The 25688-nt window shown below is 64.0% G+C and carries 27 protein-coding genes, 1 tRNA gene and 2 pseudogenes; 17 read left to right on the plus strand and 13 right to left on the minus strand.

Features of this window, described 5'->3' with window-relative positions:
• Positions 1 to 5: 5 nt before the first annotated feature.
• Positions 6 to 623, minus strand: coding sequence for a glutathione S-transferase family protein (locus ACFFWD_RS19950; protein ID WP_376968199.1), 618 nt, complete (start codon positions 621 to 623; stop codon positions 6 to 8).
• Positions 624 to 892: 269 nt separating this feature from the next.
• On the opposite strand from ACFFWD_RS19950, the gene ACFFWD_RS19955 reads away from it, so the two are divergent.
• The 3 genes from ACFFWD_RS19955 (at position 893) to rnk (ending at position 3199) form a co-directional block, all read left to right on the plus strand.
• The gene (locus ACFFWD_RS19955; protein ID WP_376968200.1) at positions 893 to 1369 is read left to right on the plus strand and encodes a hypothetical protein; all 477 of its coding nucleotides are present in this window, start codon (positions 893 to 895) and stop codon (positions 1367 to 1369) included.
• A 173-nt stretch (positions 1370 to 1542) separates the two neighbouring features.
• Entirely contained in the window at positions 1543 to 2505 is a 963-nt protein-coding gene (locus tag ACFFWD_RS19960) for an ABC transporter substrate-binding protein (RefSeq protein ID WP_376968201.1), read from the plus strand.
• Between the two features lie 274 nt (positions 2506 to 2779).
• Positions 2780 to 3199, plus strand: a complete 420-nt coding sequence (rnk, locus tag ACFFWD_RS19965; RefSeq protein ID WP_376968202.1) for a nucleoside diphosphate kinase regulator — start codon at positions 2780 to 2782, stop codon at positions 3197 to 3199.
• 40 nt (positions 3200 to 3239) lie between these two features.
• Here rnk and ACFFWD_RS19970 read toward each other — a convergent pair whose 3' ends face one another.
• Positions 3240 to 4181 (minus strand): LysR substrate-binding domain-containing protein, encoded by a 942-nt coding sequence (locus ACFFWD_RS19970; RefSeq protein WP_376968203.1) that lies wholly within the window; start codon positions 4179 to 4181, stop codon positions 3240 to 3242.
• 117 nt (positions 4182 to 4298) lie between these two features.
• On the opposite strand from ACFFWD_RS19970, the gene ACFFWD_RS19975 reads away from it, so the two are divergent.
• Together ACFFWD_RS19975 and ACFFWD_RS19980 are read left to right on the plus strand one after the other, a co-directional pair.
• Positions 4299 to 5168, plus strand: coding sequence for a pirin family protein (locus ACFFWD_RS19975; protein WP_376968204.1), 870 nt, complete (start codon positions 4299 to 4301; stop codon positions 5166 to 5168).
• 134 nt (positions 5169 to 5302) lie between these two features.
• On the plus strand, positions 5303 to 5941 hold the full coding sequence (locus tag ACFFWD_RS19980) for a hydrolase (RefSeq protein ID WP_376968205.1): 639 nt from the start codon (positions 5303 to 5305) through the stop codon (positions 5939 to 5941).
• A gap of 169 nt (positions 5942 to 6110) precedes the next feature.
• Here the strand turns inward: ACFFWD_RS19980 and ACFFWD_RS19985 are convergent, their stop codons facing one another.
• The 6 genes from ACFFWD_RS19985 to ACFFWD_RS20010 form a co-directional block, all read right to left on the minus strand.
• Positions 6111 to 7175 (minus strand): ketopantoate reductase family protein, encoded by a 1065-nt coding sequence (locus ACFFWD_RS19985; RefSeq protein ID WP_376968206.1) that lies wholly within the window; start codon positions 7173 to 7175, stop codon positions 6111 to 6113.
• Positions 7176 to 7394: 219 nt separating this feature from the next.
• Entirely contained in the window at positions 7395 to 8798 is a 1404-nt protein-coding gene (hydA, locus tag ACFFWD_RS19990) for a dihydropyrimidinase (RefSeq protein WP_376968207.1), read from the minus strand.
• Positions 8795 to 9580 carry an aspartate/glutamate racemase family protein gene (locus ACFFWD_RS19995; RefSeq protein ID WP_376968208.1) on the minus strand — a complete coding sequence of 262 codons (786 nt, stop codon included), beginning with the start codon at positions 9578 to 9580 and terminating at the stop codon, positions 8795 to 8797. Before ACFFWD_RS19995 ends, hydA begins: the two co-directional genes overlap by 4 nt.
• Positions 9577 to 10371, minus strand: a complete 795-nt coding sequence (locus tag ACFFWD_RS20000) for a GntR family transcriptional regulator (RefSeq protein ID WP_376968209.1) — start codon at positions 10369 to 10371, stop codon at positions 9577 to 9579. The genes ACFFWD_RS19995 and ACFFWD_RS20000 overlap by 4 nt, the downstream gene beginning before the upstream one ends.
• An 88-nt stretch (positions 10372 to 10459) precedes the next feature.
• Positions 10460 to 11236 carry a maleate cis-trans isomerase family protein gene (locus tag ACFFWD_RS20005; protein WP_376968210.1) on the minus strand — a complete coding sequence of 259 codons (777 nt, stop codon included), beginning with the start codon at positions 11234 to 11236 and terminating at the stop codon, positions 10460 to 10462.
• A gap of 72 nt (positions 11237 to 11308) precedes the next feature.
• The gene (locus ACFFWD_RS20010; protein ID WP_376968211.1) at positions 11309 to 12613 is read right to left on the minus strand and encodes an MFS transporter; all 1305 of its coding nucleotides are present in this window, start codon (positions 12611 to 12613) and stop codon (positions 11309 to 11311) included.
• Positions 12614 to 12790: 177 nt separating this feature from the next.
• On the opposite strand from ACFFWD_RS20010, the gene ACFFWD_RS20015 reads away from it, so the two are divergent.
• Positions 12791 to 12994, plus strand: coding sequence for a hypothetical protein (locus tag ACFFWD_RS20015; protein ID WP_376968212.1), 204 nt, complete (start codon positions 12791 to 12793; stop codon positions 12992 to 12994).
• 350 nt (positions 12995 to 13344) lie between these two features.
• On the plus strand, positions 13345 to 14508 hold the full coding sequence (locus ACFFWD_RS20020) for a beta-propeller fold lactonase family protein (RefSeq protein ID WP_376968213.1): 1164 nt from the start codon (positions 13345 to 13347) through the stop codon (positions 14506 to 14508).
• 298 nt (positions 14509 to 14806) lie between these two features.
• Here the strand turns inward: ACFFWD_RS20020 and ACFFWD_RS20025 are convergent, their stop codons facing one another.
• Positions 14807 to 15037 (minus strand): helix-turn-helix transcriptional regulator, encoded by a 231-nt coding sequence (locus ACFFWD_RS20025; RefSeq protein ID WP_376968214.1) that lies wholly within the window; start codon positions 15035 to 15037, stop codon positions 14807 to 14809.
• A 15-nt stretch (positions 15038 to 15052) separates the two neighbouring features.
• Here ACFFWD_RS20025 and ACFFWD_RS20030 point away from each other — a divergent pair, with 15 nt between their 5' ends.
• From ACFFWD_RS20030 to ACFFWD_RS20055, 6 genes and pseudogenes are all read left to right on the plus strand, one after another.
• Positions 15053 to 15394, plus strand: a complete 342-nt coding sequence (locus ACFFWD_RS20030; protein WP_376968215.1) for an alpha/beta hydrolase — start codon at positions 15053 to 15055, stop codon at positions 15392 to 15394.
• Positions 15387 to 15773, plus strand: coding sequence for a 4-carboxymuconolactone decarboxylase (pcaC, locus tag ACFFWD_RS20035; RefSeq protein ID WP_376968216.1), 387 nt, complete (start codon positions 15387 to 15389; stop codon positions 15771 to 15773). The genes ACFFWD_RS20030 and pcaC overlap by 8 nt, the downstream gene beginning before the upstream one ends.
• The gene (pcaH, locus tag ACFFWD_RS20040) at positions 15770 to 16492 is read left to right on the plus strand and encodes a protocatechuate 3,4-dioxygenase subunit beta (RefSeq protein WP_376968217.1); all 723 of its coding nucleotides are present in this window, start codon (positions 15770 to 15772) and stop codon (positions 16490 to 16492) included. The genes pcaC and pcaH overlap by 4 nt, the downstream gene beginning before the upstream one ends.
• A 2-nt stretch (positions 16493 to 16494) precedes the next feature.
• Positions 16495 to 17106 carry a protocatechuate 3,4-dioxygenase subunit alpha gene (gene pcaG, locus ACFFWD_RS20045; RefSeq protein WP_376968218.1) on the plus strand — a complete coding sequence of 204 codons (612 nt, stop codon included), beginning with the start codon at positions 16495 to 16497 and terminating at the stop codon, positions 17104 to 17106.
• 3 nt (positions 17107 to 17109) lie between these two features.
• The gene (locus tag ACFFWD_RS20050) at positions 17110 to 17946 is read left to right on the plus strand and encodes a 3-oxoadipate:acetyl-CoA acetyltransferase (protein ID WP_376968219.1); all 837 of its coding nucleotides are present in this window, start codon (positions 17110 to 17112) and stop codon (positions 17944 to 17946) included.
• A gap of 18 nt (positions 17947 to 17964) precedes the next feature.
• Positions 17965 to 18105 (plus strand): annotated as a pseudogene (locus ACFFWD_RS20055) (CoA-transferase); the annotation flags it as partial.
• An 860-nt stretch (positions 18106 to 18965) separates the two neighbouring features.
• Here the strand turns inward: ACFFWD_RS20055 and ACFFWD_RS20060 are convergent.
• Both ACFFWD_RS20060 and cpdR read right to left on the minus strand, forming a co-directional pair.
• Positions 18966 to 19040, minus strand: a tRNA-Val gene (locus ACFFWD_RS20060).
• 79 nt (positions 19041 to 19119) lie between these two features.
• Positions 19120 to 19479 carry a cell cycle two-component system response regulator CpdR gene (gene cpdR / locus ACFFWD_RS20065; RefSeq protein WP_044539148.1) on the minus strand — a complete coding sequence of 120 codons (360 nt, stop codon included), beginning with the start codon at positions 19477 to 19479 and terminating at the stop codon, positions 19120 to 19122.
• A gap of 304 nt (positions 19480 to 19783) precedes the next feature.
• Here cpdR and ACFFWD_RS20070 point away from each other — a divergent pair, with 304 nt between their 5' ends.
• The 3 genes and pseudogenes from ACFFWD_RS20070 to ACFFWD_RS20080 all read left to right on the plus strand — a co-directional run bounded on the left by ACFFWD_RS20070 (position 19784) and on the right by ACFFWD_RS20080 (position 23157).
• On the plus strand, positions 19784 to 20671 hold the full coding sequence (locus ACFFWD_RS20070; RefSeq protein ID WP_376968220.1) for an N-formylglutamate amidohydrolase: 888 nt from the start codon (positions 19784 to 19786) through the stop codon (positions 20669 to 20671).
• Positions 20672 to 21339: 668 nt separating this feature from the next.
• The gene (gene hisN / locus ACFFWD_RS20075; RefSeq protein ID WP_376968221.1) at positions 21340 to 22119 is read left to right on the plus strand and encodes a histidinol-phosphatase; all 780 of its coding nucleotides are present in this window, start codon (positions 21340 to 21342) and stop codon (positions 22117 to 22119) included.
• A gap of 71 nt (positions 22120 to 22190) precedes the next feature.
• Positions 22191 to 23157 (plus strand): annotated as a pseudogene (locus tag ACFFWD_RS20080) (Bug family tripartite tricarboxylate transporter substrate binding protein).
• Positions 23158 to 23165: 8 nt separating this feature from the next.
• On the opposite strand, the gene ACFFWD_RS20085 reads toward ACFFWD_RS20080, so the two are convergent.
• Positions 23166 to 24059 (minus strand): LysR family transcriptional regulator, encoded by an 894-nt coding sequence (locus tag ACFFWD_RS20085; protein WP_376968222.1) that lies wholly within the window; start codon positions 24057 to 24059, stop codon positions 23166 to 23168.
• Positions 24060 to 24152: 93 nt separating this feature from the next.
• On the opposite strand from ACFFWD_RS20085, the gene ACFFWD_RS20090 reads away from it, so the two are divergent.
• The gene (locus ACFFWD_RS20090) at positions 24153 to 24905 is read left to right on the plus strand and encodes a sulfite exporter TauE/SafE family protein (protein WP_376968223.1); all 753 of its coding nucleotides are present in this window, start codon (positions 24153 to 24155) and stop codon (positions 24903 to 24905) included.
• Positions 24906 to 24924: 19 nt separating this feature from the next.
• On the opposite strand, the gene ACFFWD_RS20095 is transcribed toward ACFFWD_RS20090, so the two are convergent.
• Positions 24925 to 25560, minus strand: coding sequence for a LysE family translocator (locus tag ACFFWD_RS20095; RefSeq protein WP_376968224.1), 636 nt, complete (start codon positions 25558 to 25560; stop codon positions 24925 to 24927).
• Between the last annotated feature and the right edge of the window lie 128 nt (positions 25561 to 25688).

Consider the following 25688-nt stretch of genomic DNA (forward strand, 5'->3'; position numbering starts at 1 on the left):
ACGCCTCATGCAGCCGGTGAAAGACCGACGGGAGTCTTGGCGAAGGGCACGAAGCCCGGCAGCGCCTCGATCCGGCGCAGGAAGGCGTTGACGCGAGGATAGGGCGAGAGATCGACGTTGCCTTCGGGAGCGCTGGCCAGATAGCTGTAGAGCGCCACATCCGCGATCGTCGGCCGCGCGCCGACGAGCCAGTCGCGGTCGGCCAGATGGGCTTCGAGCCGCTTCAGCAGGACATGAGCCCGGCCGATCACATCTTCCGGATCGTACTTCGCGCCGAACACGGTGATGAGCCGCGCCGCAGCAGGGCCATAGGCGATCTCTCCAGCGGCCACCGACAGCCAGCGCTGCACGGCAGCGGCACCCTTCGCATCCGCAGGCAGCCAGTCGGTCCGGCCGAGCTTGGTGGCGAGGTAGACCAGGATCGCGTTGGAATCCGAGACGACCGTGCCGTCGTCGTCCAGCACCGGCACCTGGCCGAAGGGATTGAGCGCGAAAAATTCCGGCGTCTTGTGCGCGCCCGTCCTTAGGTCGACTTCGACCAGCTCGTGCGGAATTCCCAGCAGGGAAACAAACAAGCGTGCACGATGCGCGTGGCCTGACAGGGGATGGTGATAGAGCTTCATGGTGCTGTTCCTGGCGTCGTGGACGGGACCATTCCCGATCCGCGGATGCAGGTTGTCCTATTGCGCTCGCCAAGAGAATTACCGCCATTTGAACTTCATTGTTGCAATACGCGCAATAATCTAGATGCGCGCTCCCTTCGCCGTTGATCCTCGGCTACGGCCGCGGTTTCACGAACTTTTCAAGGTGTGTGCGATAGAGATCACAATTTATAATTGTTCGACGTGATAGTCAGATCCGCATCACGCACGCAAGCCTTGAGGAGGCAAGGATGAGATTTGGCCGGCTTACGATCCTCGCATGTTCATTGTCGCTCGCCTCGGTCTCCGCCGCCTCGGCCGCGACGGTGTCCGGCTCGGTGGCGCTCGCGCTTGCCGGCGTGGTCGCGCCCCATTCGCCGCTGCCGGCGGCGGAGAAAAAGGTGATCGCCAAATTGTTTGGCGGCACCAGCAACGTCCCCTACGCGAAGAAGATCACGCTGACATCAGACAAGATCGTCTGCCGCGCCAGCAATGTCGACATCACCGCGCGCTCCTGCGAGCTGACCTTCAAGGGTCACACCCGCACCGTGAAGGGGCGCGAGGCCAACGAGATCTTCGCGACCGAAGCGCTCGCCGGAGTGCCCTCCGACGGCGCCGCAGGCTCGATCTTCGAAAGCCTGAAGAACCTGAGCTGCACGCTCGATCCGAAGGTGATCAAGGACAACGCCGGCGGCGGCGCCGACTGCTCGTTCGAACCGGGGAATTAGTCGGGGCTTCGCCTCTGAGCAAGAAACGGCATCGCCGCTCCGGTGGAACGCATAATTCCCAACAGTGCGGAGTTCGCCTATGTTCCTACCGTAAATTCATCCCCGTCCGACGATACCCACGACGGGGCAATCGTTGGGGAGACTCGACCGTGCGCGACTTAGAGCGGCGACAAATGTTGTTTGCTACGATGGCGGCCTCGGCGTTGAACTCAGTCAGCGCGGGACGATCCCTTGCGGCAGACTTGCCCAAGGTCGGCCTCGTACATCCAGGCCCCAAAGGTCCGATCCCATCGGTCAGCGCCGTCGTCGCGGGCATGGCGGCATTAGGCTATGAGGATGGAAAGACAGTAGCCATCGAATATCGGTATGGCGAGGGCAAGCCCGATCAATTGCCGTCAATGCTAGGAAATTTAGTTGAACAGGATACGAAAGTGATCGTTGCGGTGGCCGGGGAAGCGCTGGTCGCGGCGGCACAGGTTACGAAATCGGTGCCGATTGTGAGTGCGACGGCGGGCGGCGACTTTGTTTCGATGGGCTTTATAAAAAGCTGGGACCGCCCGGATACCAATGTTACCGGCATGAACATGATTGCTGATCAAGCCGCGGCTGCCCGTGTCGAGATATTAAAGAGGGTGCTTCCGGCGGCGAGAACCGTGGTGGTTCTGTCCAACCCGTATCCCGGCAACGACGAGTTGCTCACAGCCATGCGAGCCGCGGCCTTGAAGGCAAACATCAAACTGGAGACCCTCCATATTGGCAAAGTCGACGAACTGGAAGCCGCAATCGTCAACGCCAAGCAGAATGGCGCTGATGCCGTCACAAGTTTGCAGGGGCCTTTCTTTTTCTTTCAACGCAAGCTTCTGGCCGACTTGTCACTCAAGCATCGGATTCCCCTTGCCATGAGCGAGGCGCTGTCCGGTGAAGCGGGGGCTTTGTTGCAAGTCAATCCCGATGTTCCGGGCTGTGCTGAGCGCTCCGCCAGCTTCGTCGATCTGATCCTGAAAGGTGCAAATCCGCGTGATCTCAAGATCGAGCGCTACAGCCGATATGATGTCGTGTTCAATCTCCGGACCGCGAGAGAACTCGGAATAAATATCAGTCCGGATACAATTGAAGGGTCGAAGGTGATCGACTAGCGGTGCCTCACGCATGCGCGCTTTCGCCGCAATGGCTGTCGCGTCGCCAGGGGCTATGTTGATCGAGCCATGACCTACACGTTGAGCATCGACACCCGCATCGCGCGGTTCGTCTTGCGCGCCGGACGCCTTCACGCAGGCGGTTAGCCGGACGGCCGAATCGCGCGCCGTCCGGATTCTCATTTCATTAAAATCGTGTGGTCCGCAGCTTCCCGACTTGGGAGGTTGACGTCGTGCCTGGATCGATAGCCGAATAATCGCAAGGTGAACTGAAATGGCCGAACGCATTCAGAAGGACAGGGTCAAACCGGCACTGCCGCCGATCGTGATCGCGGCAAGCGAAGCACAGCGTCTCAGCGCGCTGGCTGAATCAAGCATGGCGGTGTTTCCCCGCGTCGCGCAGTTCTTCGCCCGCGAGACGGATCGGGCCAGGCTCGTCGCCGACAGCTCCGACTTGCGTGACGTCGTCCGCATGGGCTCGCGGGTGCGCTATTGCGACACCGACACCGGCGACGTCAGGGAGGTTGTTCTGGTGTACCCGCACGAAGCCGACATGGCGGCAAGGCGCGTGTCGGTTCTCACCCCGGTCGGCGCCGCATTGATCGGACTTTCAGTCGGCCAGGCGATCGAGTTTCAGACGCCAAACCATCAGCGGCGCTCGCTGACGGTTCTGAGCGTGACGGACGAAGCCTGAGCGCCTGATCTGCATGCAACGCGCCAGCCGTGAAACCCGGTCACTGCCACGCGTCGCCTTCGATCTTCCTGAGCATGGAGGCAGCCTCCTTGCGCTGCGCGGCGCATTCCCTTGCCAGGAAATCCAGCAAGGCCCGAACCGACGGCAGCAGCCCCCGCCGCGACGGGAAGACGGCGTGCACGATGCCGGCACGCGGCCGCCAGTCGGGAAGCACATGGATCAAGCGGCCGGCCTCGATGTCCTGCCAGATCATCATCGTCGGCAATTGCGCGATGCCGACGCCGTCGATTGCGGCCTGACGCAGAACCGCCATGTCGTCCGTCACCAACCTTGGGCGGTGATGGACGTCGGCGGTCTGGCCGTCGGCGGTCTCGAGCTGCCATTGGTGATCCCGGCGCGGCGGGCCGAAGTCGACGCTCGGGCGGTCGTGAAGATCGGCCGGTGACTGCAATCGCGCAGGCACGAGTGCCGGGCTTGCGACCAGGCATTGCGTGCTGGTGTCGAGCGTTCGCATCACCAGCTCGGTCGGCTGCAGCGGCGGAAAGCGCACCCTGATCGCGACGTCGTAACCTTCGGCGATCACGTCGACACGGCGGTTGGTGCTTTCCAGATGCACCTCGATCGCGGGATTTTCCGCCATGAAGCGCGTGATCAGCGCGCCGAACTGGAAATTCAGCAGCGCCGCCGGACAGGCGACCCGGATCACGCCGCGCGGCTCGGCTCGGATTTCCGCGATCACCTGCTCGGCGGCTTCCGCTTCGACGAGCATCGCGACGCAGCGGTCGTAGAATTCGTGTCCGATCTCGGTCACCGAGAAGCGACGTGACGACCGGTTGAGCAGGCGGACGCCGAGGCGCTCCTCTAGCGCCAGAATCCGCCTGCTGAGCTTGGACTTCTGCATGCCGAGCGCGCGGGCGGCGGCGGCGAAGCCGCCATGGTCGACAACCCTGACGAAGAAATAGAAATCGTTGAGGTCCTGCATCGTCCTATTATTAGAACGCTGCGTCGGTTTTTACAATCTTCCTAGCTTATCGTCCCGGAGCTATTTCCAATGCAACGCAAGTCCGTCCACCTCGACGGGCGGCAAGGGAGAACAGCCATGAACAAGACAATCCTCGGCCGCTACGGCAACAACCGCGGCCACTGGGTGGGCGACGGATTTCCGGTTCGCTCGCTCTTCTCGTACGACACGCTCGGCGCACATAGCAGCCCGTTCCTGCTGCTCGACTATGCGGGCCCGCATCATTTCGAGCCCACCAAGGACCGGCGCGGCGTCGGCCAGCATCCCCATCGCGGTTTCGAAACCGTGACCATCGTCTATGACGGCGAAGTCGAGCATCGGGACTCCGCCGGCCATGGCGGGATCATCGGCCCGGGCGATGTGCAGTGGATGACGGCGGGCGGCGGCATCCTGCACGAGGAATATCATTCGCCGGCCTTCGCCTGCACGGGCGGGCCGTTCCGCATGGTGCAGCTTTGGGTCAACCTGCCGGCCAGGGACAAGATGGCGCCGGGTGGCTATCAGGGCATCACCGCGGCGGACATTCCCGTCGTCGACCTGCCCGAAAGCGCCGGCAAGGCGCGCGTCATCGCGGGCGAATTGCTCGGCACGGCAGGTCCTGCGCGAACCTTCACGCCAATCAACCTGTGGGACCTCCGCATCAAGCGCGACGCCGACCTGCCCCTGACCTTGCCGGAGGGCCACACCGCGATGCTGGTCGTGCTCGGCGGCCGCATCACGGTGAACGGCATCCAGCAGGCGGGCGAAGCGGAGATGGTGCTGCTCAGCCGCGACGGCAACGACGTCGTGATCCATGCGGATGACGAGGCGACGGTGCTGGTACTGACCGGCGAACCGATCGACGAGCCGATCGTCGGCTACGGTCCGTTTGTGATGAACAGCGAAGCTCAAATTCGCCAGGCGATAGACGACTTCAACAATGGCCGGTTCGCGCCAAAGGCCGCGTGATCGCGGGACCCGGCTCTCCGGGAGCCGGGTCCTCTCCCTTCATTCTGGCGCGATATCGTCTGCGTCGCCCGGCCTGTGGAGTATGCTTCCACGGGGAGAGTTGGCGGACGTTCATCATCGAGAGGAGCCCGAACATGTCCAGTCAAGCCATCCGCGATCCCAAGGCCGATCATCTGCTGACGCAGCAGAACGCAGCTTTCATCATCATCGACTACCAGCCCGTCCAGGTGAACTCGATCGCCTCGATGGACCGCCAGTTGCTGCTCAACAATATCGCCGGCTGCGCCAAGGCCGCGGTGGTCTACGGCCTGCCGGTTGTCCATTCGACCGTCAACGTGAAGACCGGCCTCAACAAGCCGCCGGTGCCGCAGATCCGCAAGGTGCTCGGCGACTATCCGACCTATGACCGCACCAGCATCAACAGCTGGGAGGATGTCGAATTCCGGCAGGCGGTCGAGGCGACCGGGCGAAGGAAGCTGATCATGACCGCGCTGTGGACCGAAGCCTGCCTGACCTTCCCCGCGCTCGACGCGCTGAATGAAGGCTATGAGGTGTATGTGCCGATCGATGCGGTCGGCGGCACGTCGGTTGCGGCGCATGAGGCTGCCTTGCGCCGGATCGAACAGGCGGGCGGCAAGATGATCTCGGTGGCGCAGCTGTTCTGCGAGCTGCAACGCGACTGGAATCGCGCGGAAACGGTGCCCGCGTTCATGAACCTGTTCATCGAGACTGGCGGCACCGCGGGAATCCAGTTCTCCTACGACAAGGCGTAAAGCCTTGCCCGGATCTCACGACGCCACACCTCGGAACTGGCCATGCAGGTCATCCCCGAGAGCGTGATCCGGCCCAACGGGCTGCGTCAGCCCAAGCCGGGACTTGAGATCATGATGCGACGGCGCGCCATCGCATCATGATCCGGAGCTCAAACCGCGGCGGCGCGCGTCACTGCGCGCCGGAGCCGCCCTGCACGATCTTCTCGTTCAGCTTCTGGTCGACGATCTCGACCGTGCGGTCGATCTCGGCATTGGGCGTGCCGAGCTGATGCGAGATCAGCTTCACCAGGAGGTCGACCCGCTCGATGAACGGCGCGCCGGCGGCGACCGCGCGGGCCGCCGATGACGGCTTGAGCAGGCTTTCCGCGGCCTTGGCGTATTTCCCGAACGGAACCTGATCCTGCGGGTCGGCGCCGAGGCGTCGCGCGACGGCGTCGACATGGTCGTAGATCGACTGCGAGCGCGCCAGATCGCTGTGCACGGCGTCGCGGATCGACTGCGGCTCGTGCGGCGTGATGCAGCGATAATTGCCGGTCAGCAGCATCGACCATTTGGCCAGCGGGACGAACAGCGAATCGAACACCTTGAGCTTCACCGGAACGTCCTGGCCGTCCAGCGTCACCGCGTCGATGTCGGCTTCCAGCTCGCGAAGCACCTTGTTGTGCTTCTCATCGGCGAAGATCGCAGCCTTGAAGTTGGTCGGCAGGCCGACGTGAAGCACGTTCGCCGCCTCTTCCGGCGGACGGAAGGCCTGCGGATCGGGCGAGCACAGCGTCACCAGTCCCGGCTTGAAGCGTTCCCACACCTGCGCGTTGGTGTAGGCCTCTTCCAGATCCATGCCCGCCAGCGCCGGAATCCGCTTGAGATAGGGCAAGGGCGGCATGTTCATGATCGAGAGACAGGGCAGCCCCGCCTCGGCGATCTTGACCATCAGAACGCGGACCGTGTGGTTGGTGTATTGCGGCTCCTGCATCGCAAGGCCGACCAGGTCATAGCGGGACACGTCGACATCGGCGGGCGTCACCGCGTCGAGCTTGCCGGGCAGGTCGCGCGAGAAGATCGCGCGGTGCACCGCCTCGTCCCGCAGCTTGATGCGAACCTCGGTGCCGTCGCGATTGATGAGCTCTGCGGTCTTGCTCCGGCAGACCAGGGTCACGTTGTGACCCGCCATCAAAAGCTTGGTCCCCAGCAAGGAGCCATAGGAAGCTCCAAGGATCAGAATGTTGCGCGCCATACTCTCTCTTTCACCGACTATGAATTCTCTCCACCGTCCCGAGCCAAGCAGGCCCGACATCTCCGTCCAAAATCCGCATCAGCGGAGAAACGGAGAAGGCCAAGCCTTGCATCGCGTGGGAACCGCCCCTTGCCGCAAGGGGCGTCAGGTGTCTAACGCAAATCGGCAGGCGGTACAATCGCACAGCGACCTTGATGACGGTCCCTTACGCAGCGCGCGTCAGGCGATCGACGGCTTGCCGCGCGCCAGATACGCGCCATGGCCGCGGCGACCGAGCAGCTCGCCCTCGCGGACCACGACCTGTCCCCTCACCATCGTGAGGATCGGCCATCCCGTGACTTCGCGTCCTTCATAGGGCGTGTAGTCGGAGCCGTCACGAAGCAGATCGTGGGTGATCACGACGCGCTTGTCCGGATCCCAGATCGCGATGTCGGCGTCGGCGCCGATCGCGATCGTTCCCTTCCGCGGGTAGAGACCGTAGGTCTTGGCATGGTTGGTGGAGGTGAGCGCGACAAAGCGATTGATATCGATGCGCCCCTTCGCAACGCCTTCGGAGAACAGGATCGGCAGCCGCGTGGCGACGCCCGGGATGCCGTTCGGCACCCAGCGGAAGCTGGTGCGCCCCTTGGGCGCGAGCTTGCCCTGCGGGTCGTCATAGCGGAACGGGCAGTGATCGGACGAGAACACCGAGAACACGCCGGTCTGAAGGCCTTCCCAGCACGCGGCCTGGCTCGCCGCGTCACGCGGCGGCGGCGAGCAGACGTATTTTGCGCCCTCCATGTTGAGGCCCTGAAGATCCTCGGCGGTCAGCGTCAGGTATTGCGGGCAGGTCTCGCCGAACACCTTCAGCCCCTTCTGCTGCGCGCGCCGGATCTCCTCCATCGACTCGCGGTTCGACACGTGCACGATCATGACGGGAACGTCGACCAGCTCGGCCAGCGAGATCGCGCGATGCGTCGCCTCGCGCTCGACGACGATCGGGCGCGAGACCGCGTGATAATAAGGCTCGGTCTTGGCGGCCCGCTCGAGCCGATCAGTGAGAAAGCGGATCGCATCGTAGTTCTCGGCATGCACCATCACCAGCGCACCGGTCTCGCGGGCCACCGCCATCACCTCGAGGATCTCGAGGTCCGACAGCTTGAGATCCTCGTAGGTCATGAATATCTTGAAGGAGGTGTAGCCGTCCTGGATCAGCGCCGGCAATTCCTGCCCGAGCACCTGCTCGGTCGGATCCGATATGATCAGGTGGAACGACACGTCGACGTAGCAATTGCCTTCCGCGATCTTGTGATACTGTTTCACCGCTTCCCGCAGCGAATGCCCCTTCTCCTGCAGGCAGAACGGCAGCACCGTGGTGTTGCCGCCGAACGCCGCGGAGCGCGTGCCGCTTTCGAAATCATCCGCCATTACGATATCCGGCCCGGACGGCTGGGAGAAATGCACATGGCTGTCGATGCCGCCGGGCAGCACGAGCTTGCCGGCCGCATCGATCACCTCGCGCGCGGCGCCGAGCTCGTGGCCGAGCACCACGATGCGTCCGGCGCGGATCCCGACGTCGCACTGGAAGGTGTCGGAAGCGGTGGCGACCGTGCCGCCGCGAATGATGACGTCGAGATCACTCATAGCTGTTGTCCCTTGCGCGACGTCCTCGGTTCGACCGCGTCGCGATGCTCGATGTGACGGCCGAGCGCATCTGAAAGCCCGATGGTCGGCTTCGGGTCCGGGCGGCGGAACGTCCCGGCGGTCGCCTTCCGGGGCGCGAGCGCCACCAGCGCCTCCGCCTGCTTCACGGCGGCCGCGACCTGATCCACCACCGGAACGGGGATTTTGGACCTGACCTTGCCGGCGAGACCCGCGAGCGGCGCGCCGGCCAGGATGATCACGTCGGCCTCGTCCTCGTGCACCGCGCGGTTGGCGAGCTCGACCAGCAGCGCTTCCTTCTCCTCCTGCACATTGGAGATCGAGCGGAACGCGCCGTCGAGCATGCGAATGCTGGCGCAGCGCTCGCGCAAGCCGTGCATGTCGACGCATTCCTGGTACCACGGCCCGAGCGCGCGCGCGAAGGTGACGATCGAGAAGCGCCGGCCGAGCATGCAGGCCGTGAGCATCGCGCTCTCCGCCATGCCGACGACCGGGATGTCGAACAGCTCGCGCGCGCCGAACAGGCCCGGATCGCCGAACGCGGCAATGATCGCCGCGTCGACGTCGTGCTGATGCTCGGCGAGCAGCTCGAGCGCGATAGCGCCGCCGATCTGCGCCTCGGCGCGGGTTGCGATGTAGGGCACGCCACGCGGCGCGGTGAGCGGAACGAGCTCGGTATCCCGCGACGCCACTTCGCGCCCGGCCGACACCAGCAGATCGGTCACGTCCCGGCTGGTGTTCGGGTTGAGCAGCAGGATCCTCATGGACATTCCTCTTGTTGCGTCGCCCGCCCGCTACGCGCGGCCGCGGATTGGTCGTCGGGCCGCACGGCCCCGTCGAGCTTGCTGTTGAGAATTTCCCTGACCACGATCCCGGTCCGGACCACGTGCTGCGCCAGCAGGCGGCCGGCGCGCTCGGCATCGCGCGCTTTCAGCGCGGCGAGCAGCGCGCGGTGCTCCTGCACGGATTCGTCCCACCGCTCCTGCGACGACAGTGCGAAGAAGCGGGCGCGCTCGGCACGGCCAAGCAGCCAGTCATGGGTCGCCTTCAGCGCCCTGTTACGCGAGCAGGCGACGATGAAGCTGTGGATCTGCTGGTTGAGCTCGAAATAGTCGCGCAGCTTTCCGGTATCGTGCAGACGCTCCATCCGCTCCTGCAACTGATCGAGCTTTTCCAGATCGCGCTCGGTCATTCGTAACGCGGCGTGCTCTGCCGCGACGCGCTCGATGCCGCTGACGGCCTCGAACAGTTCATCGATCTCCTCCTGGCGCATCGGCGCGATCATGGCGCTGCGGTTGAGGCGCAGCTCGACCAGCCCCTCGGAGGCGAGGAGCTTCAGCGCCTCGCGCAGCGGCGTGCGGGAGATGCCGAGCGCTTCCGAAAGGTCGGCCTCGACCAGGGTTTCGCCGGGCGCGAGATCGCCGCGCACGATCAGGTCGCGCAGCCGCCCGGTCGTCTCCTCGTGCAGCCCAGTGCGCTGCAACCGCAGACGCCGGCCCGCGATCGCCGAGCGACCGCGCCTTGCGTCCGTCTTTGCTTTCTTGCGTTGCGCCATCACGTCCCTCCTCCGGGCACTTATAGCGTCCGCGCCCCGAGACGGTATCGAAATCGGCTTACCGGCCGGTCAAAACAATTTGCCCGCATCACGCGCCGGCCCGCGCCGCCTGGCGCACACCCGGATTGGGAGCTGCGAGCCGCGCATCGCGAAACAGGCCGCCCCATCCCTCGACGCGCGCGGGCGAGACGCCGGCGACCAGGAGGCTCTTCCACAGCGTCGTTGCAATCGAATCATAGACGGGGACGCCGAGCTCGCCTTCGAGCGATTCGGCGAAACCGGCGCCGCGCATGTTGGTGCAGACGACCGCCACCGCGTCGCAGCCCTCGCGCGCCACCGCGCGCACGAGTTCGGCGATCTCGCCCTCGCCGACCTCGGCGAAGGAGAAATTGTCCTGCAACTTGAGATGCCGTTCGGCGCTGCATTGAAATCCGGACGCCTGCCAGTTCGCCATGATCTTCGATTGCACATCGCTGCGGTACGGCGTCACGAGGCCGACCCGCCGGATTCCAGTGCGCTGGAAGATCTCGCGAAACGCCAGCACCGAGGTGCAGGCGGGGATGCCGGTCGCGGCGCGAATCCGCTCGCACAATTGCTCGTCGCGATCAAAGCCGAGCCAGCTTGCCGAGGTGCCGTTCCAGGCGATCGCGTCGACCTTGGCATGCGCCAGCAACTCGGCCGCGCGCAGGATCTCACTGTCGTCGAACTGGCCGAGCGCCTGCTCGGACAGCGCGATCTCCGTCACCTTGAAGCGGGCGAAATGCGCGGAGACATCAGGCAGACCGGCGAGCATCGCCATCGTCACCGGCTCGAGCACAGTGTTGGACGAAGGGGTCAGCATGCCCAAGCGAACGCGTCGTGTCATGGTCGTGTTCCCGTTCCCTGTGTCGTGGCAGCTTCCCCGGACAAGATCCGGGGAAGCATGGCCGCCCGGTCGCTAGACCGGCAGCTTGCGGCTGTAGTCGATCAACGTCGAGCAGGCGAGCAGAGCGAGGCCGGCTGCGGCGAAGAACATCAGCGCCAGGAAATACGATCCGGTCAGTTGCACGATGAAGCCGACGATGATCGGCACCGTGATGCCGGCGATGTTGCCGCCGAGGTTCATGCAGCCGCCGAGGAGCCCGGCGCGGTCCCGCGTCGCCAGCATCGAGGGGATCGCCCAGTACATGCCGCACCAGCGCAGGAAGAACAGCGTCGTCGACAGCAGCACCACGACCATGATCGGATCGCGAACATAGGCGACGGCGAACACCGAGACGGTCGCAATCAGCGCCGCAATGCCGAACAGCGTGCGGAACACCAGGTTCGGCGTGCCGCCGCGGGCGCGCCAGGCGTCGCCGATGAAGCCGCCGACGAGTTCGCCGATGAAGCCGGCAAAGAAGATGATGAAGGATGCGCCACCGAGCGTCTTGATGTCGAAGCCGTGCACCTTGAACAGGTAGTTCGGCATCCAGGTCAAAAGCCCGTAGAACACGGTGTTGAAGAACATCCAGCCGCAGCACATCAGCCAGACCGAACGGTAGCGGAAGTAGCCTGCCGCGCTGCCGCCGCTCGACGCCGGCGCCTGGGCATCTTCCGCGGCATGCGCCGCCTCGATGAAGCTCGCCTCGCTGTCGTCGACGGACGGATGCTCGCGCGGCGCATTGCGGATGTACCACCATGCCAGGAGTCCGCACAGAACCGTGCCGACGCCTGCGACCAGGAACGCGGCGCGCCATGAATCGAACACCGCGATGAGCCAGGCGATGACGATCGCGCCGAGCGCGGCCCCGAGCGGCGCGCCGCCGTCGAGCAGCGTAGCGCCACGCGCGCGCTCGTTCTGCGTCATCCAGATCGCATTGAGCTTGCCGCCCGCAGGGTAGATCGGTGCCTCGGTTGCGCCGAGACCAAGACGCGTCATCAGCAGCATCACCCAACTGGTCGACGCGGCGGCAACCGCCTGGAAGAAGCCCCAGCCGATGGTCGCGGCAGCAATGACGATGCGCGGCTTGAAGCGGTCCGCGAGCATGCCGCCCGGGACCTGCATGAAGGCGTAGGTCCAGAAGAAGGACGAGAGGATGAAGCCCTGCGTCGCGGGATCGAGGTTGAATTCCTTGGCGATGAGCGGCATCGCGACCGAGAGTGACGCGCGATCGATGTAGTTGATCGCGATCAGGAACAACATCAGGAGGAAGATCCTCCAGCGGACGTTGGTCCGCCTCAGCGCCAAAGCACCATCTGCCGTCGTCGCACGCCCGTCCATTCTGATCCTCCGTCGGTTTGATCCCCATCCTTCTTGTTCGTGACCGCTCTGCGGCGGAGGCGTGGGCGCATTCCCGTCTATGGCAACGGCATCACGCGCGCAACAGAAAAATAGCATATTGCATTCAATTCCTAATAATCTATTGATTTTACTGTATTATTATCAATTTATATTGCGATGAAGGTGTTCACCTGCAGGCGCGCGCACCTCTCTCCCCGCCTCGGCTGGGATCGGCTGGTCGAGCGGCTCGAAATTATTCCGATCAGCGGCGGCCACCTCGACCTGCTCATCGAGCCGCATCTGTCGATCAATCAGCCCCTGATCGAGCGAGCCCTGATTGCAACCTACCGAAGCCCGGCCAGCGGCCGCGCGAATGCCTGAATGAGAATGGTCCGGCGCCGGTGCGTCCAGTCGACCCGGACGGGCAAATCAATTTTGCTTCACACGTCTCTGTCCGTGGAGGAAGGACCCAGCTGTCACCAAGCCAATCCGATGTTCGCTGTTGACGGCGAAGCGGACGTCCACCGGCTACTCCGGAATATCGCCTTTTGACTCGAAGCGGTCGTCACGCGGCAGAGCGGCGCGCTGCTCGAAAATCAATGGTCCATGTGGCGCTAGCGAAAGTCCCGGCGCCGTCAGCGCGGTAAATGGTTGCCAGCCCTGAAGGCTGCGCAGTACGGTGTCGGAACAGGCTCATCTAGAAATGGGTTGGCACGGGGAGAAAACGCATCATGACATTACGCAGCGCTCTTTGCGCCATGTGCCTGGCCGGCCTCGTCGACATCGGCTTGGCGCAGGCCGGAACCAACGATATCCTGATCGGCCTTGACAACAAGATCACCTATGGTCCCGAAGGCCCGACGAACGGCGCTCCGGGCAGTGACGCCGTGCTGGTCGTGGACATCTCCGACCCGGCCAAACCCAAGATCCGCGCCAGCCTGCCGCTGGCGAATTCCCTGCTGGGCCCGCCAACCAACCTGCAGATCACCCCAGACGGCAAGCTGGGCCTGGTCGCCAATTCCGTGGTTCACGTCCAGGAGGGCAACTCCTGGAAATCGGTACCGGATGACAAACTGCACGTTATTGACCTCACCGCCGACCCGCCGAAATTGATCGACACGGTTACCGTGGGGCGGCAGCCGTCCGGTCTCTCGATCTCCAAGAAGGGCGACCTCGCGTTGATCGCCAACCGAGACGGCAAGAGTGTCTCTGTTGTCTCGATCCAGGGCTCGACGGTCAAGGCGGTCGGCGAGGTCCCGCTGGAGCAGCAGGCTGCCGCCGTTGTCATCGCACCCGACGGCAAGCGCGCCTTTGTCTGCCTGAACCTCGTGAACAAGATCGGCGTGCTGGCGATCGATGGACAAACCGTGACCTACGACAAGTCGATGGACATTCCATCGGCATTCAATCCTTACAACATCGACATCACGCCAGACGGCAAATACGTCATCGCCTCGAACACCGGGGCACAGAAGAACAACGCCGATGCCGAGGTGATTATCGAAGCGACCGGCCCACATCCCCACGTGGTCGACGTGATGACCCCTGGTACCGGACCGGAAGGCTTCGCCATCGCGCCCGACGGGAAGACCGCAGCCACCCCGCTGCTGCTCGGCACCGCGGCCAAGGACAGCGACTGGTTCAAGACCAAAGCCGGCGAACTCGTTTTGATGTCGATCGGCACCAACGGTAAGCTGACGGTGACTGCGCGTGCGCCGCTCGGCGGCCTGCCGGAGGGTATCGCTTACAGTCCGAACAGCGACTACCTGTATGTGGCCAACTATTTCGAGAAGGACCTGCAGGTGTTTCAGCTCGCCGGCGGGAAGCTGACCGAGGTAGGACCCAGGCTGAAGCTGCCAGGCCAGCCGGCATCCATGCGCGCGCCGGCGCGGTAGAGCCATGCGCGCCCTTTCCGCGGACTTGGTCCGCGGAAAGGGACTTCCGCCCCACACTTTCCGATCCCGATGTGCTTTCAAACGAGCGCAGCGAGCGTGCTTTTGCGTGTCTGGCCTTGGCCCAAGTCGACATGCTGAAGGCTCGCCGCAATGTCCGTTTCCGAAAGTAAGGCGGATGTCGTCAAAGCGAGGCAGCGCGCCGCGCCAAGGAATTCCGCAACGTGCCTGGTCAGGTAGCACGGCCGCGGACTGACCGCTCAAATTGAGCGATGATCGTCCCTGAAGACATGCTGATCAGTTACCGTCGTCGGCCCTGCTGGCGGCGCCATTCACCTGGCGTTCGGTCGAAACGCCTGCGAAAAACACGACCGAAATGCGATAAGTCCGAAAAACCGCAATCATAAGCGATCGTCGCGATGGGCAGGTGCGACCGGCCAGGTTCGCACAGGATGCTCGCCACCATTAAAAGGCGCTGCTCCAGAAGGTAACCGCCCGGATCGATGCCATCGCACGGCACGGGCTGGACCACATCGCCAACGGCATCATGGAGCGTTGGTTCGCTCCCGCTTTTCGCGTCACTCCCGATCTCGCGCTTTGGCGCAACATGCTTATCCGCACCTCGGCAGAAGGCTATATTGCCGCCTGCACGGCGCTCTCACCAGCCGATTGGACCGAAGCGACCGCAGTTCTGCGCCTGCCCGCGTTGGTTATTGCCCGCGATGCCGACGGCGCCTCGCCGGCCGAGCTGGTCAAGGCGACGGCCGACTTGATTCCCGGCGCCGCCTTCCATGTCATTCCCGGCACGGGGCACCTTCCCTGCGTCGAGAACCTCGCGGCCTATGCCGCCATCCTGTCACCTTTCCTGAAGGCCCACGCCCATGACTGACCTTGCCGAGAAGGGCATGTCCATCCGTCGTCGCGTGCTGGGCAAGGCCCATGTGAGCCGCGCCGAGGCCAACAAGTCCGAGTTCGATGCTCCGTTCCAGGCGCTGATCACTGATGCGGCCTGGGGCCATGTCTGGGCTCGGAACACGCTCCCGCTGCGCGAGCGCTCGCTGATGACGATCGCGCTGCTGGCCGGGCTTGGCAATTACGAGGAGCTCGCCCTGCATCTTCGCGCCACGCGCAATACCGGCGCGAGCGAGGACGACGTGATGGAGGCGCTCCTGCATGTCGCCATCTACGCCGGCGTCCCGCGTGCCAATCACGCCATCAAGATCGCCAAGGAAACCTTCGCCGCCATGGCCCGGGAGGAGCAAAAATGAAACCTGCGGAGTTTTATCAGCGCGACCGCCTCTGGCAGCCGCCCGCGCTGACGCCGGATTACAAGACCTCCGTCGGGCGCAGCCCGCGCCTCGCAATGCTCTCGCTGCAGGGCTCGATGTCGGAGATCACCGGTCCCGTCTTCGGCCATAGCGACATCGACCCGATCGACAACGACCTGATCAAGAACTACGCCAAGACCGGCGACCCGATCGGCGAGCGCATCATTGTCCATGGCCGCGTCCTTGACGAGAACGGCTGCCCCGTGCCGAACACGCTGGTCGAGATCTGGCAGGCCAATGCCGGCGGTCGCTATCGCCACAAGAAGGACAATTATCTCGCGCCGATCGACCCGAATTTCGGCGGCTGCGGGCGCACCCTGACGGACGAGAACGGCTTTTATTTCTTCCGCACGATCAAGCCCGGCGCCTATCCTTGGCGCAACTGTGTCAACAACTGGCGCCCGGCCCATATCCACGTCTCGGTCTTCGGCTCGGCCTTCAGCCAGCGCCTGATCACCCAGATGTATTTCGAGGGCGACCCGCTGATCGCGAAATGCCCGATCGTCGCGACGATCCCGGACCAGCGCGCCATCGACCAGTTGATCGCGCCGCTGGACCTGAACGCCGCAGTGCCGCTGGACTGTCTCGCCTACAAGTTCGACATCGTGCTGCGCGGCCGCCGCTCGACGATGTTCGAAAATCGCCTGGAGCGGAACTGACCATGGTCCAGCCTCTGCACTACCTGAAGGAAACCGCCTCCCAAACCGCCGGCCCCTATGTTCATATCGGGCTGGCACCGGGCGCGGCCGGCTTCGACATCTATCGCGGCGAGCTGGGCTGGGACATCGCCGGCCCCGACGCCCCGGGCGAGCGGGTTCGCATCGAGGGCATCGTCTATGACGGCGTCGGCGCCCCGGTAAAGGATGTTCTGCTGGAGACGTGGCAAGCCGATGCCAACGGCATCTATCCCCATCCGGAGGATCCGCGCCATGGCGAGGTCGCGCCCGGCTTCCGTGGTTGGGGCCGCGTCATCACCAATTTTGAAACCGGCCTCTGGAGTTTCGAGACGATCAAACCCGGCTCGGTCCCGGGGCACAATCGCCGCAGGATGGCGCCGCATATCAATTTGTGGCTCGTCTCGCGCGGCATCAATATTGGGTTGAACACCCGCATGTATTTCGAGGACGAGGACAATGGCGCGGAGCCGGTTCTGAACTTGATCGAGCAGGAAAATCGTCGCCAGACCCTGCTCGCCCGTCGCACCGCTCCTGGTGTGTATCGCTTCGACATTCGCCTTCAGGGCGAGAGAGAAACCGTCTTCCTGGAGATCTGACCCATGTCGCAACCTTGCATCATCTGCGTCGCCATCACCGGTTCGCTTCCCACCAAGGACAACAACCCGGCGGTACCGATCACCATCGCGGAACAGATCGAAAGCACGCAGGAAGCTTTCGAGGTGGGCGCCACCATCGCGCACTGCCATGTGCGCGACGACGAGGGCAAACCGACCTCCGATCCCGAGCGCTTCGGTCGTCTCAAGGAAGGCCTCGAAACGCACTGCCCCGGCATGATTGTTCAGCTCTCGACCGGAGGACGGTCGGGAGCGGGCAAGGCGCGTGGCGGCATGCTGCCGCTACGTCCCGACATGGCCTCGCTGTCAGTCGGGTCGAACAACTTTCCCACCCGGGTCTATGAGAACCCGCCTGAGCTGGTGGACTGGCTCGCCGCCGAAATGGTGACGTATGGCATCAAGCCGGAGATCGAGGCCTTCGACCTGTCGCATATCCTCAAGGCGCACGACATGTGGAAGCGCGGCCAGATCGTGGATCGGCCCTATGTCCAGTTCGTCATGGGCGTGAAGAACGCGATGCCGGTCGATCGGGATGTGTTCGACTACTACATCCGCACCGTGAAGCGTTTGTTCGGCGAGAATGTGCCGTGGTGCGCTGCAGGGATTGGCTCGAACCAGATCGTGCTGAACGAATGGGCGATCGCTGCGGGCGGCCATGCCCGCACCGGTCTCGAGGACAACGTGCGTCTCGATCGCGAGCGGCTGGCGCCTTCGAACGCGGCTTTGGTCGAACGCGCCGCGATGCTCTGTGAAAAATATCGCCGGCCTGTCGCGACATGGCAGCAGGCCCGCGAAATCCTTGGTGTTCCACTGAAAGCCTAAAGGAGGGGGACGATAGAGATGAAGAAGGTCCATGGCAGTGCGTCGGAGGTGCTTGACGGCGTCCTGCACGACCGAATGCTGATCGCTGCGGGAGGCTTCGGGCTTTGCGGCATCCCCGAATTGTTGATCGATGTGATCCCGAAGGCGGGGACGAAGAATCAAGCGAAGCAGCGCAATCTTCAGTACCTGATCTTGCATGCAACAGAGACAGCCAGCCCGATGCATGAAAAATTGGGTTGGCGCCAGACATCCGAGACGTCGATGATGTTATCCATTGCCCCTTGAGCACATGCGTTGGCCTTCGCGATGCAAAGCCCGTCAAGGCTGACCCGCTCGCGCCGGTCCCCGATGTCCGCTTCCATGCCCGCAGGTCGAGGCTCGCGTCGTCGGGAGGACGTGGATCACTGATTTGCCCGACGGCGCAAGCCCCCGCGGCAAAAATATTTCGGTTTCTCAGAAATGCAACTCAGTGTATGAATTGGCCCGTCTCACCCGATTGAGGGACGCGTCGCGATCGTCACGAGTGTTGCGGTGAGATGCGGTGGACGCTGATTGTGTGACTGACGAGCACGCAACGCAGCGGACGGTGAAGTCGTGTGGTCCTGACGCCCCAGTGGTTGGTGTCTCTCAGCAAGATGCGAAAGCGTCTCGCGGACGACGGTGGCAAAAAAGCCCGGTCTCGCCGGGGAGAGCACGAAGTAAGCCGTAAACCATCGCGCAGGGAAAGCCGGAGTGTTTCCGGTTTCACCTGTGGTCCGACCTCCCGAGCTTTTTGTTGCTCGGGACCCATGGGTGCAATCGGCACCCGGCTTTCCCTGCGCCCTCTGCTTGCAGAGAGGGCGCGACGACAAGCAAAGCTCGGACGGATCGTGTCGCGAGAAGGCGGACTTGTATCCGCATTGATGTTTGACAGGTGAATTGGAGGTCGTGGCTTGCCCGGCCGCAGCTCGCGGCAACAAGCCCGCCTGCGCCCGTTGGGCTTCGGCGTGGCATCCTTCTCTCGCTTCGCGAGCGAAGGATGGTGGGCGCGACAGGGATCGAACCTGTGACCCCTACCATGTCAAGGTAGTGCTCTCCCGCTGAGCTACGCGCCCGAATGTCGTATTGGGTGGGGTCCCTATAACGGACCCCGGCGGGGCAGGCAAGGACAGTTGATCCTAAATTGCGTCCGGATCAGGCCGCCAGCATCTTGTTCACTTCGCTGACCAATTCCCGCAAGTGGACGGGTTTTGCCAGCACCTTGGCGTTTTTCGGCGCCTCCGAATCGGAATTCAGGGCGACCGCCGCAAAGCCGGTGATGAACATGATCTTGATGTCAGGGTCGAGTTCCGAGGCGCGGCGCGCCAGCTCGATGCCGTCCATCTCCGGCATCACGATGTCGGTCAAGAGCATCTCGAACGGCTCCTCGCGCAGCCGCTGATAGGCCGACATGCCGTTGTCGTGCGGTGAAACCTTGAAACCGGCATTTTCCAGCGCCTTGACCAGGAAGCGGCGCATGTCGTTGTCGTCTTCGGCGAGGAGAATCTTGGGCATGGCTGGAATCGTCGAATCCGGCTGGAGGATCAGTCCGAACACTAAGCCCGACAGACGGTAAATTTCGGGTGAAAGTTGCCCCGACCGCAGGCCACAAGCGTGAACCATTTGTGGACCCGGACGCAGCGCAAATCAATCAGGGACCGCGATTTCTGCTCTTAAGACGCGTTCCAGCCGGCGACGCACTCTTTTCACTTGGCAGAATGGTCGCGATTACCGACAATGTGTGCCCATAAATCTCCGCTTTTCCGGCTGAATCGTTTTTTCGCGGGATACGGCGGACGCTAGGGACGGCGCCAAGGGAATGATCGAGTTTACTGGCGAGTTGTCGCCTCCGTTCGAGATCGTGGAGCCGCAGTCCTGGCGGGCGCCGATCATCTTCAATTCCCCGCATTCGGGCTCGGTCTATCCGACTGAATTTCTCAACGCTTCGCGGATCGATCTGGCGGCGCTGCGCCGCTCCGAAGATTCCTTCATGGACGAACTGATCGCAGGCTTGAGCGATCGCGGTTTTCCGACGGTGCGGGTCAACTTCCCGCGCTCCTATGTCGACGTGAACCGCGAGCCCTATGAGCTCGATCCGCGCATGTTCACCGGACGGCTGCCGAGCTTTGCCAACACCCGCTCGATGCGGGTGGCGGGCGGCCTCGGCACCATCCCGCGCGTGGTCGGCGACGGCCAAGAGATCTATCGCGAACGGCTCGCGGTCGACGAAGCGCTGAGCCGGATCGAGGTGCTTTACAAACCCTACCACCGCGCGCTGCGGCGGCTGATCAACAAGGCCCACCAGGCCTTCGGCACCGTGATCGTGGTCGACTGCCATTCCATGCCCTCGGTCGGCGTCTCGCGCGACGAACCGCGCCGGCCCGACGTCGTGATCGGCGACCGCTACGGCACCAGCTGCGCGCCGGTGTTGCCCGACCTCGTCGAGGAGATCTTGAGCTCGCTCGGCTATTCGATCGGCCGCAACAAGCCCTATGCCGGCGGCTTCATCACCGAGCATTACGGCAATCCCGCGAGCGGCCTGCATACCGTCCAGATCGAGCTCAACCGCGCGGTCTATATGGATGAGCGCCGCCGCGAGCGCGGGCCGCGCTTCGCCCAGATGGCCACCGATCTCGCGACGCTGGCCGATGCGCTGGCCAAAGTGCCGCTCGGCGACCTCGGGCCGTTCCAGGCCGCGGCGGAGTAGGCGATCCCGGACGTCATTCGGGGCGCGACGAAGTCGTGAACCTGGAATCCACTTGCCGGCGCAGCCGGTGGCGACATCGATTCCGCGCCCCGCTGTCCAAATCGGCGGTCGCCGACTTCGGACGATCGCATCGGCCGGACTTGGGGCAACCCGAGTTCGGGCAGTGCAGCCGGCAATGACGCTGAGAGGCAATGAAGCTGAGAGAAGCGTCGCCCAAAAGAAAAAAGGGCCGCTTGAATGACAAGCGGCCCAAGTCTAGGGAGGAAACGCCCAAGGAGGGCAGCGATAGCGCGAGGCGCTACCGCACCGCAACAATATGCAACCGCGCTGCACAAAACGCAAGAACTTTCGAACCATTTCTTGCGCAAAACCAGCCCGGCTGGCCGATCTGCAACAGGCCGACTTTATCAACAATTACGCTACAAAAACAACATCTTACAAGAATAGATGTCGGCGATCAGCGCTTGACGCATAGCCCGTATACCAGAACTCGCAAACTCGTGATGGCTGCGTGAACCGAAAGTCCAAGCGAAACCAAAGCCGATTCGAAGGCCCGGAACCCGTCATCAGGGCGGGATAACGTTCCGTTAACCGTGCGCGTCTCGCCGGATTGAGCTAGGCAAGAGCGCTTCCGATTTCACCTCGTCGTGTGCCCTTAAGGATCTGCCGTGACGGTCATCGATTTTACCGCCTTCATCGGCCGCCTCGCGACCGCGTCCGGCGAAACCATCCTGCCGTTCTTCCGCACCTCGCTGTCCGTCGACAACAAGAGCGCCAGCGATTTCGACCCCGTCACCGAGGCCGACCGCGCCGCGGAAGCCGTGATGCGGCGGCTGATCAAGGCCAACTTCCCCCAGCACGGCATCGTCGGCGAGGAATTCGGCAATGAGCGCGAGGACGCCGACTATGTCTGGGTGCTCGATCCGATCGACGGCACCAAGTCCTTCATTGCCGGCTTTCCGATCTGGGGCACGCTGATCGCGCTGCTGCACAAGGGCACGCCGGTGTTCGGTATGATGCACCAGCCCTATATCGGCGAGCGCTTCTCCGGCGACAACGGCTCGGCACATTATTCCGGCCCGTCCGGCGAGCGTCGGCTGACGGTGCGGCGCTGCGCCTCGCTGAAGGAGGCCACCGCCTACACGACGAGCCCACTCCTGATGAATCCGGCCGACCGCGCCTGCTTCAGCCGCATCGAAAACGCCGTGCGCCTGACCCGCTATGGCGGCGATTGCTATTCCTACTGCATGCTGGCCGCCGGCCATCTCGATCTCGTGGTCGAGACCGAGCTGAAACCCTACGACATCGCCGGCCTGATCCCGATCATCACCGGCGCCGGCGGCATCGTCACGACCTGGGAGGGCAAGCCCGCGCAGAGCGGTGGCCGCATCATCGCCGCCGGCGATCCCCGCGTCCACGAAGCGGCAATGAAGCTGCTCAACGCCTGATTTCTTGAGTTGCCGTTCCGGCGCGCCGCGCACATCCTGACGGCAACGAGAAAAGCCAGGGATGGGCGCCCATGACGATCCGCGGCAGGTGGCTTGCAGGACTGATCCTGCTCCTCGCACCATCCATCTCCGCCGCCCAGGATTTCCCGACCAAGCCGATCCGCCTGATCGTGCCGTTCCCGCCCGGCGGGCCGAACGACATCATCGCGCGCGTGGTCGGGCAACGGATGTCGGAATTGATCAAGCAGCCGGTCGTCATCGACAACCGAGGCGGGCAGGCTGGCGTGCTCGGCACCGACGCGGTGGCAAAGGCCGCCCCCGACGGTTACACGATCGGGATTACCAGCGCGAGCTCGCTTGCCATCAGCCCTGCGATGGAAAAGGTCGCCTACGATCCGCGCAAGGATTTCGCGCCGGTTACGCGCGTCGTGACCGTGCCGGAGATGCTGGTGGTCGCAACCAACGTTCCGGCGCGCGACATGAAGGAGCTGGTCGCGCTGGCGAAGGCCGAACCCGGAAAGCTCAACTTTGCGTCCTCCGGCCTCGGCAGCCTGCCCCATCTGGCGGGCGAGCTGTTCAAGCTGACCGCGAAGATCGATGTCGTCCACGTGCCCTATCGCGGAGCCGCGCCCGCGATCAACGATCTCCTGGGCCAGCAGGTGCAGATGGCATTTCTCGACCTGCCGGTGATCCTGCCGCAGATCAAAGCGGGAGCCTTGCGCCCGATCGCCCTTGGCGCGCCGGCGCGCGCCGACCGCGCCCGACGTGCCGACCACCGCGGAGGTCGGCATGCCCGATCTCATCATCGAGAATTGGTACGGCATGCTCGCGCCCGCGGGCACGCCCGAGACGATCGTGGCAACCTTGAACCGCGTCGCCAACGAGGCGATGGCCGACCCGAACGTGACGGCGCGGCTCGCCGAGCAGGGCCTGACCGTTGCCGGCGACACGCCGGACCATTTCCGCGGCTTCATCGACGCCGAGATCGCGAAATGGGCGAAGGTGATCAAGGACGCCGGCGTCGTGACGACGAAATAAGCATCCCGTCAGTGCTGCACTTCCGCGCGCAGATATTCCACAAGCCGCTTCGCCGGCCGCGGCAACTCCCTGAAGCTGCGGGCGCAGATCGTCAGCCTGCGGTTGGCCCACGGATCGCGGATCCGGATCGTCGCAATCGGCATCGCGCGCGCGCAGCGCCTGGCCGCGGTCTCCGGAACCACGGCGACGCCGACATCGGCCGCCACCATCTGGCAAATCGCGTCGAAATCGCGCATGCGGGCGCGGAAGCGCAGGCGCGCGCCGAGCTTCGCCGCATGCCGGGAGATATGGACCTGCAGCGCCGTCGATGCCGTGAGCCCGACGAAATCGCGGTCGACCACCTCCTGGAAATCGATCTGGCGGCGGCTGCCAAGATCGCTGCGCCGCGATGCCACCAGCGTCAGCCGGTCTTCGCTGAACAGGAAGCGCTCAATGCTGTCGGGCAGCGCGTGTTCGGCGGCAAAGCCGAGATCCGCAGCGCCGCTGGCGATCGCTGCGGCGATGTCGGCGCTCTCGCGCTCCTCGACGTCGACATTGATGTCGGGATGCTCGCGCAGGAAAGCGGCCAGCGCCCGCGGCAGATGCTCCGACAGCCCCGATGTGTTGGCGAGCAGCAGCACGCTGGCGCGGACGCCGCTGGCGTAGGCGGCGAGATCGCCCTGCAGGGCTTCGACATTGTGGATCACGATGCGGGCGTGATCGAGCAGGCTCTCGCCGGCCGCGGTCAGCTCCACGCCGCGACGGCCGCGCTTCAGCAGCGCAACGCGGAGCGCATCCTCCAGGCCCTTGATCCGCTCACTGGCCGAGGCGAGCGCCAAATTGGCGCGGGCCGCGCCTTGCGTGATGCTGCGCGCGTCCGCGACCGCGATGAACAGTTGCAAATCGACCAGATCGAACCGCATGACGTTTTCTTAACCCCTGCCTTCGGTCCTAGCGAAGGCTAGCTCCGTAACCTCCAGATTGTGCCGATCCCGTCCACCGGTCAATGTGCCGCCATGTTCGACCATGTCCTGATCCTGATCGCTTTCGCCTTCCTGCTCGCCGGCTTCGTCAAGGGCACGCTCGGCCTTGGCCTGCCAACGGTCTCGATGGGACTGCTCGCGGTGACGATGCCGCCGGCCCAGGCGATCGCGATCGTGATCGTGCCGGCGATCGTCACCAACATCTGGCAGACCTTCGTCGGCCCCTATCTGCGCGATATACTCAAGCGGCTGTGGCCGCTGATGGTCGGCACCGTCATCGGCATCTGGTTCAATGCCGGATTGCTGACCGGGCCCTATGCGCCCTACGGCACCGTCGTGCTGGGCCTGTTGCTGGTGATCTACGCGATCGTCGGCCTCAGCAGGTTCAGCTTCAAGGTCGCTCGCCACGACGAGAAATGGGTCGGCGGCATCGTCGGCATCGTGACCGGGCTGATTTCGGCGGCAACCGGCGTGCAGGTCATCCCCTCGATGCCGTTCATGCAGGCGATCGGGATGGAACGGGACGAATTGGTGCAGGCGCTCGGCGTCTTCTTCACCACCGCAACGGTCGCGCTCGCCTTCAACTTGACGGCCTCGGGCCTGCTGACGGCCGCCACCGCGCTGCCCAGCGCGGTGGCGATGGCGGCATCGTTCGCCGGCATGTTCATCGGCCAGTCGGTGCGCTCGCGGATGCAGCCCGAGGTGTTCCGCCGCTGGTTCTTGATCGCGATGATCCTGCTCGGCCTCTACCTCGCCGGTAGCGCGCTGATGAAGCTGCACGGCTAGTTCGGCGGAAGCGTGCGGGTCAGCGCGCCTCCAGCATCGCGACGCGGAAGCCGAGATAGACAAACAGGCCGCCGAGCGAACGGTTGATCCAGGCGATCACACCGGCCGACTGCCGGATCCGGCCGGCGGCCCGTGCCGCGAAGGCCGCGACGCCGAGGCACCACAGCGTGCCGTTGACGATGAAGATCAGCCCGAGCGCCAGGAAGGCGAGCGCCTTGTGCGGCGAATCAGCCGCCACGAACTGCGGCAGGAAGGCGAGGAAGAACAGCGCCACCTTGGGATTGACGATGTTGGTCAGCGCCCCCTGCCAGAAGATGCGCCAGACCGAGGTCTCGCCGCCCTGCCCCGTTACCTCCGCGATCGGCCGGGTGCGCGACAGCAGCATCTGCAGCCCGGTCAGCACCAGATAGGCCGCGCCGACCAGCTTGACCGCCAGGAATGCGGACGAAGAGGCCATCAATAGCGCCGACAGCCCGATCGCCGCGCCAAGCACGTGGACCAGGCAACCGCAACTGATACCGATCGCAGCAGCCGCCCCGCCACGCCAGCCCAACTGGATGCTGCGGCCGATGATGTAGGCCGTGTCCGGCCCCGGCGTGATGTTGAGCAGCAGGCCGGAGGCGACAAACAGCCAGAGTTCGTGGATACCAAGCATGGCGAGATTAACCCGTATGAGTAACGAATCGGAAAGGCCTGGTGTCCAGAATCATGCCATTCCACCGACATACAAATTCAGTAGTGAACCGCGTTGTGAAGGCCGTTGGTCGCATGCCCATTCCTGCT

The sequence above is a fragment of the Bradyrhizobium erythrophlei genome (genome assembly GCF_042430365.1).
Taxonomy (GTDB): Bacteria; Pseudomonadota; Alphaproteobacteria; order Rhizobiales; family Xanthobacteraceae; genus Bradyrhizobium; species Bradyrhizobium erythrophlei.

Bases quoted from the DNA above. Each gene is read 5' to 3' on its own strand.
- ACFFWD_RS19950 (WP_376968199.1), bottom strand. From the start codon at position 623: ATGAAGCTCTATCACCATCCCCTGTCAGGCCACGCGCATCGTGCACGC.
- ACFFWD_RS19955 (WP_376968200.1), top strand. From the start codon at position 893: ATGAGATTTGGCCGGCTTACGATCCTCGCATGTTCATTGTCGCTCGCC.
- ACFFWD_RS19960 (WP_376968201.1), top strand. From the start codon at position 1,543: ATGTTGTTTGCTACGATGGCGGCCTCGGCGTTGAACTCAGTCAGCGCG.
- rnk (WP_376968202.1), top strand. From the start codon at position 2,780: ATGGCCGAACGCATTCAGAAGGACAGGGTCAAACCGGCACTGCCGCCG.
- ACFFWD_RS19970 (WP_376968203.1), bottom strand. From the start codon at position 4,181: ATGCAGGACCTCAACGATTTCTATTTCTTCGTCAGGGTTGTCGACCAT.
- ACFFWD_RS19975 (WP_376968204.1), top strand. From the start codon at position 4,299: ATGAACAAGACAATCCTCGGCCGCTACGGCAACAACCGCGGCCACTGG.
- ACFFWD_RS19980 (WP_376968205.1), top strand. From the start codon at position 5,303: ATGTCCAGTCAAGCCATCCGCGATCCCAAGGCCGATCATCTGCTGACG.
- ACFFWD_RS19985 (WP_376968206.1), bottom strand. From the start codon at position 7,175: ATGGCGCGCAACATTCTGATCCTTGGAGCTTCCTATGGCTCCTTGCTG.
- hydA (WP_376968207.1), bottom strand. From the start codon at position 8,798: ATGAGTGATCTCGACGTCATCATTCGCGGCGGCACGGTCGCCACCGCT.
- ACFFWD_RS19995 (WP_376968208.1), bottom strand. From the start codon at position 9,580: ATGAGGATCCTGCTGCTCAACCCGAACACCAGCCGGGACGTGACCGAT.
- ACFFWD_RS20000 (WP_376968209.1), bottom strand. From the start codon at position 10,371: ATGGCGCAACGCAAGAAAGCAAAGACGGACGCAAGGCGCGGTCGCTCG.
- ACFFWD_RS20005 (WP_376968210.1), bottom strand. From the start codon at position 11,236: ATGACACGACGCGTTCGCTTGGGCATGCTGACCCCTTCGTCCAACACT.
- ACFFWD_RS20010 (WP_376968211.1), bottom strand. From the start codon at position 12,613: ATGGACGGGCGTGCGACGACGGCAGATGGTGCTTTGGCGCTGAGGCGG.
- ACFFWD_RS20015 (WP_376968212.1), top strand. From the start codon at position 12,791: ATGAAGGTGTTCACCTGCAGGCGCGCGCACCTCTCTCCCCGCCTCGGC.
- ACFFWD_RS20020 (WP_376968213.1), top strand. From the start codon at position 13,345: ATGACATTACGCAGCGCTCTTTGCGCCATGTGCCTGGCCGGCCTCGTC.
- ACFFWD_RS20030 (WP_376968215.1), top strand. From the start codon at position 15,053: ATGGAGCGTTGGTTCGCTCCCGCTTTTCGCGTCACTCCCGATCTCGCG.
- pcaC (WP_376968216.1), top strand. From the start codon at position 15,387: ATGACTGACCTTGCCGAGAAGGGCATGTCCATCCGTCGTCGCGTGCTG.
- pcaH (WP_376968217.1), top strand. From the start codon at position 15,770: ATGAAACCTGCGGAGTTTTATCAGCGCGACCGCCTCTGGCAGCCGCCC.
- pcaG (WP_376968218.1), top strand. From the start codon at position 16,495: ATGGTCCAGCCTCTGCACTACCTGAAGGAAACCGCCTCCCAAACCGCC.
- ACFFWD_RS20050 (WP_376968219.1), top strand. From the start codon at position 17,110: ATGTCGCAACCTTGCATCATCTGCGTCGCCATCACCGGTTCGCTTCCC.
- cpdR (WP_044539148.1), bottom strand. From the start codon at position 19,479: ATGCCCAAGATTCTCCTCGCCGAAGACGACAACGACATGCGCCGCTTC.
- ACFFWD_RS20070 (WP_376968220.1), top strand. From the start codon at position 19,784: ATGATCGAGTTTACTGGCGAGTTGTCGCCTCCGTTCGAGATCGTGGAG.
- ACFFWD_RS20085 (WP_376968222.1), bottom strand. From the start codon at position 24,059: ATGCGGTTCGATCTGGTCGATTTGCAACTGTTCATCGCGGTCGCGGAC.
- ACFFWD_RS20090 (WP_376968223.1), top strand. From the start codon at position 24,153: ATGTTCGACCATGTCCTGATCCTGATCGCTTTCGCCTTCCTGCTCGCC.
- ACFFWD_RS20095 (WP_376968224.1), bottom strand. From the start codon at position 25,560: ATGCTTGGTATCCACGAACTCTGGCTGTTTGTCGCCTCCGGCCTGCTG.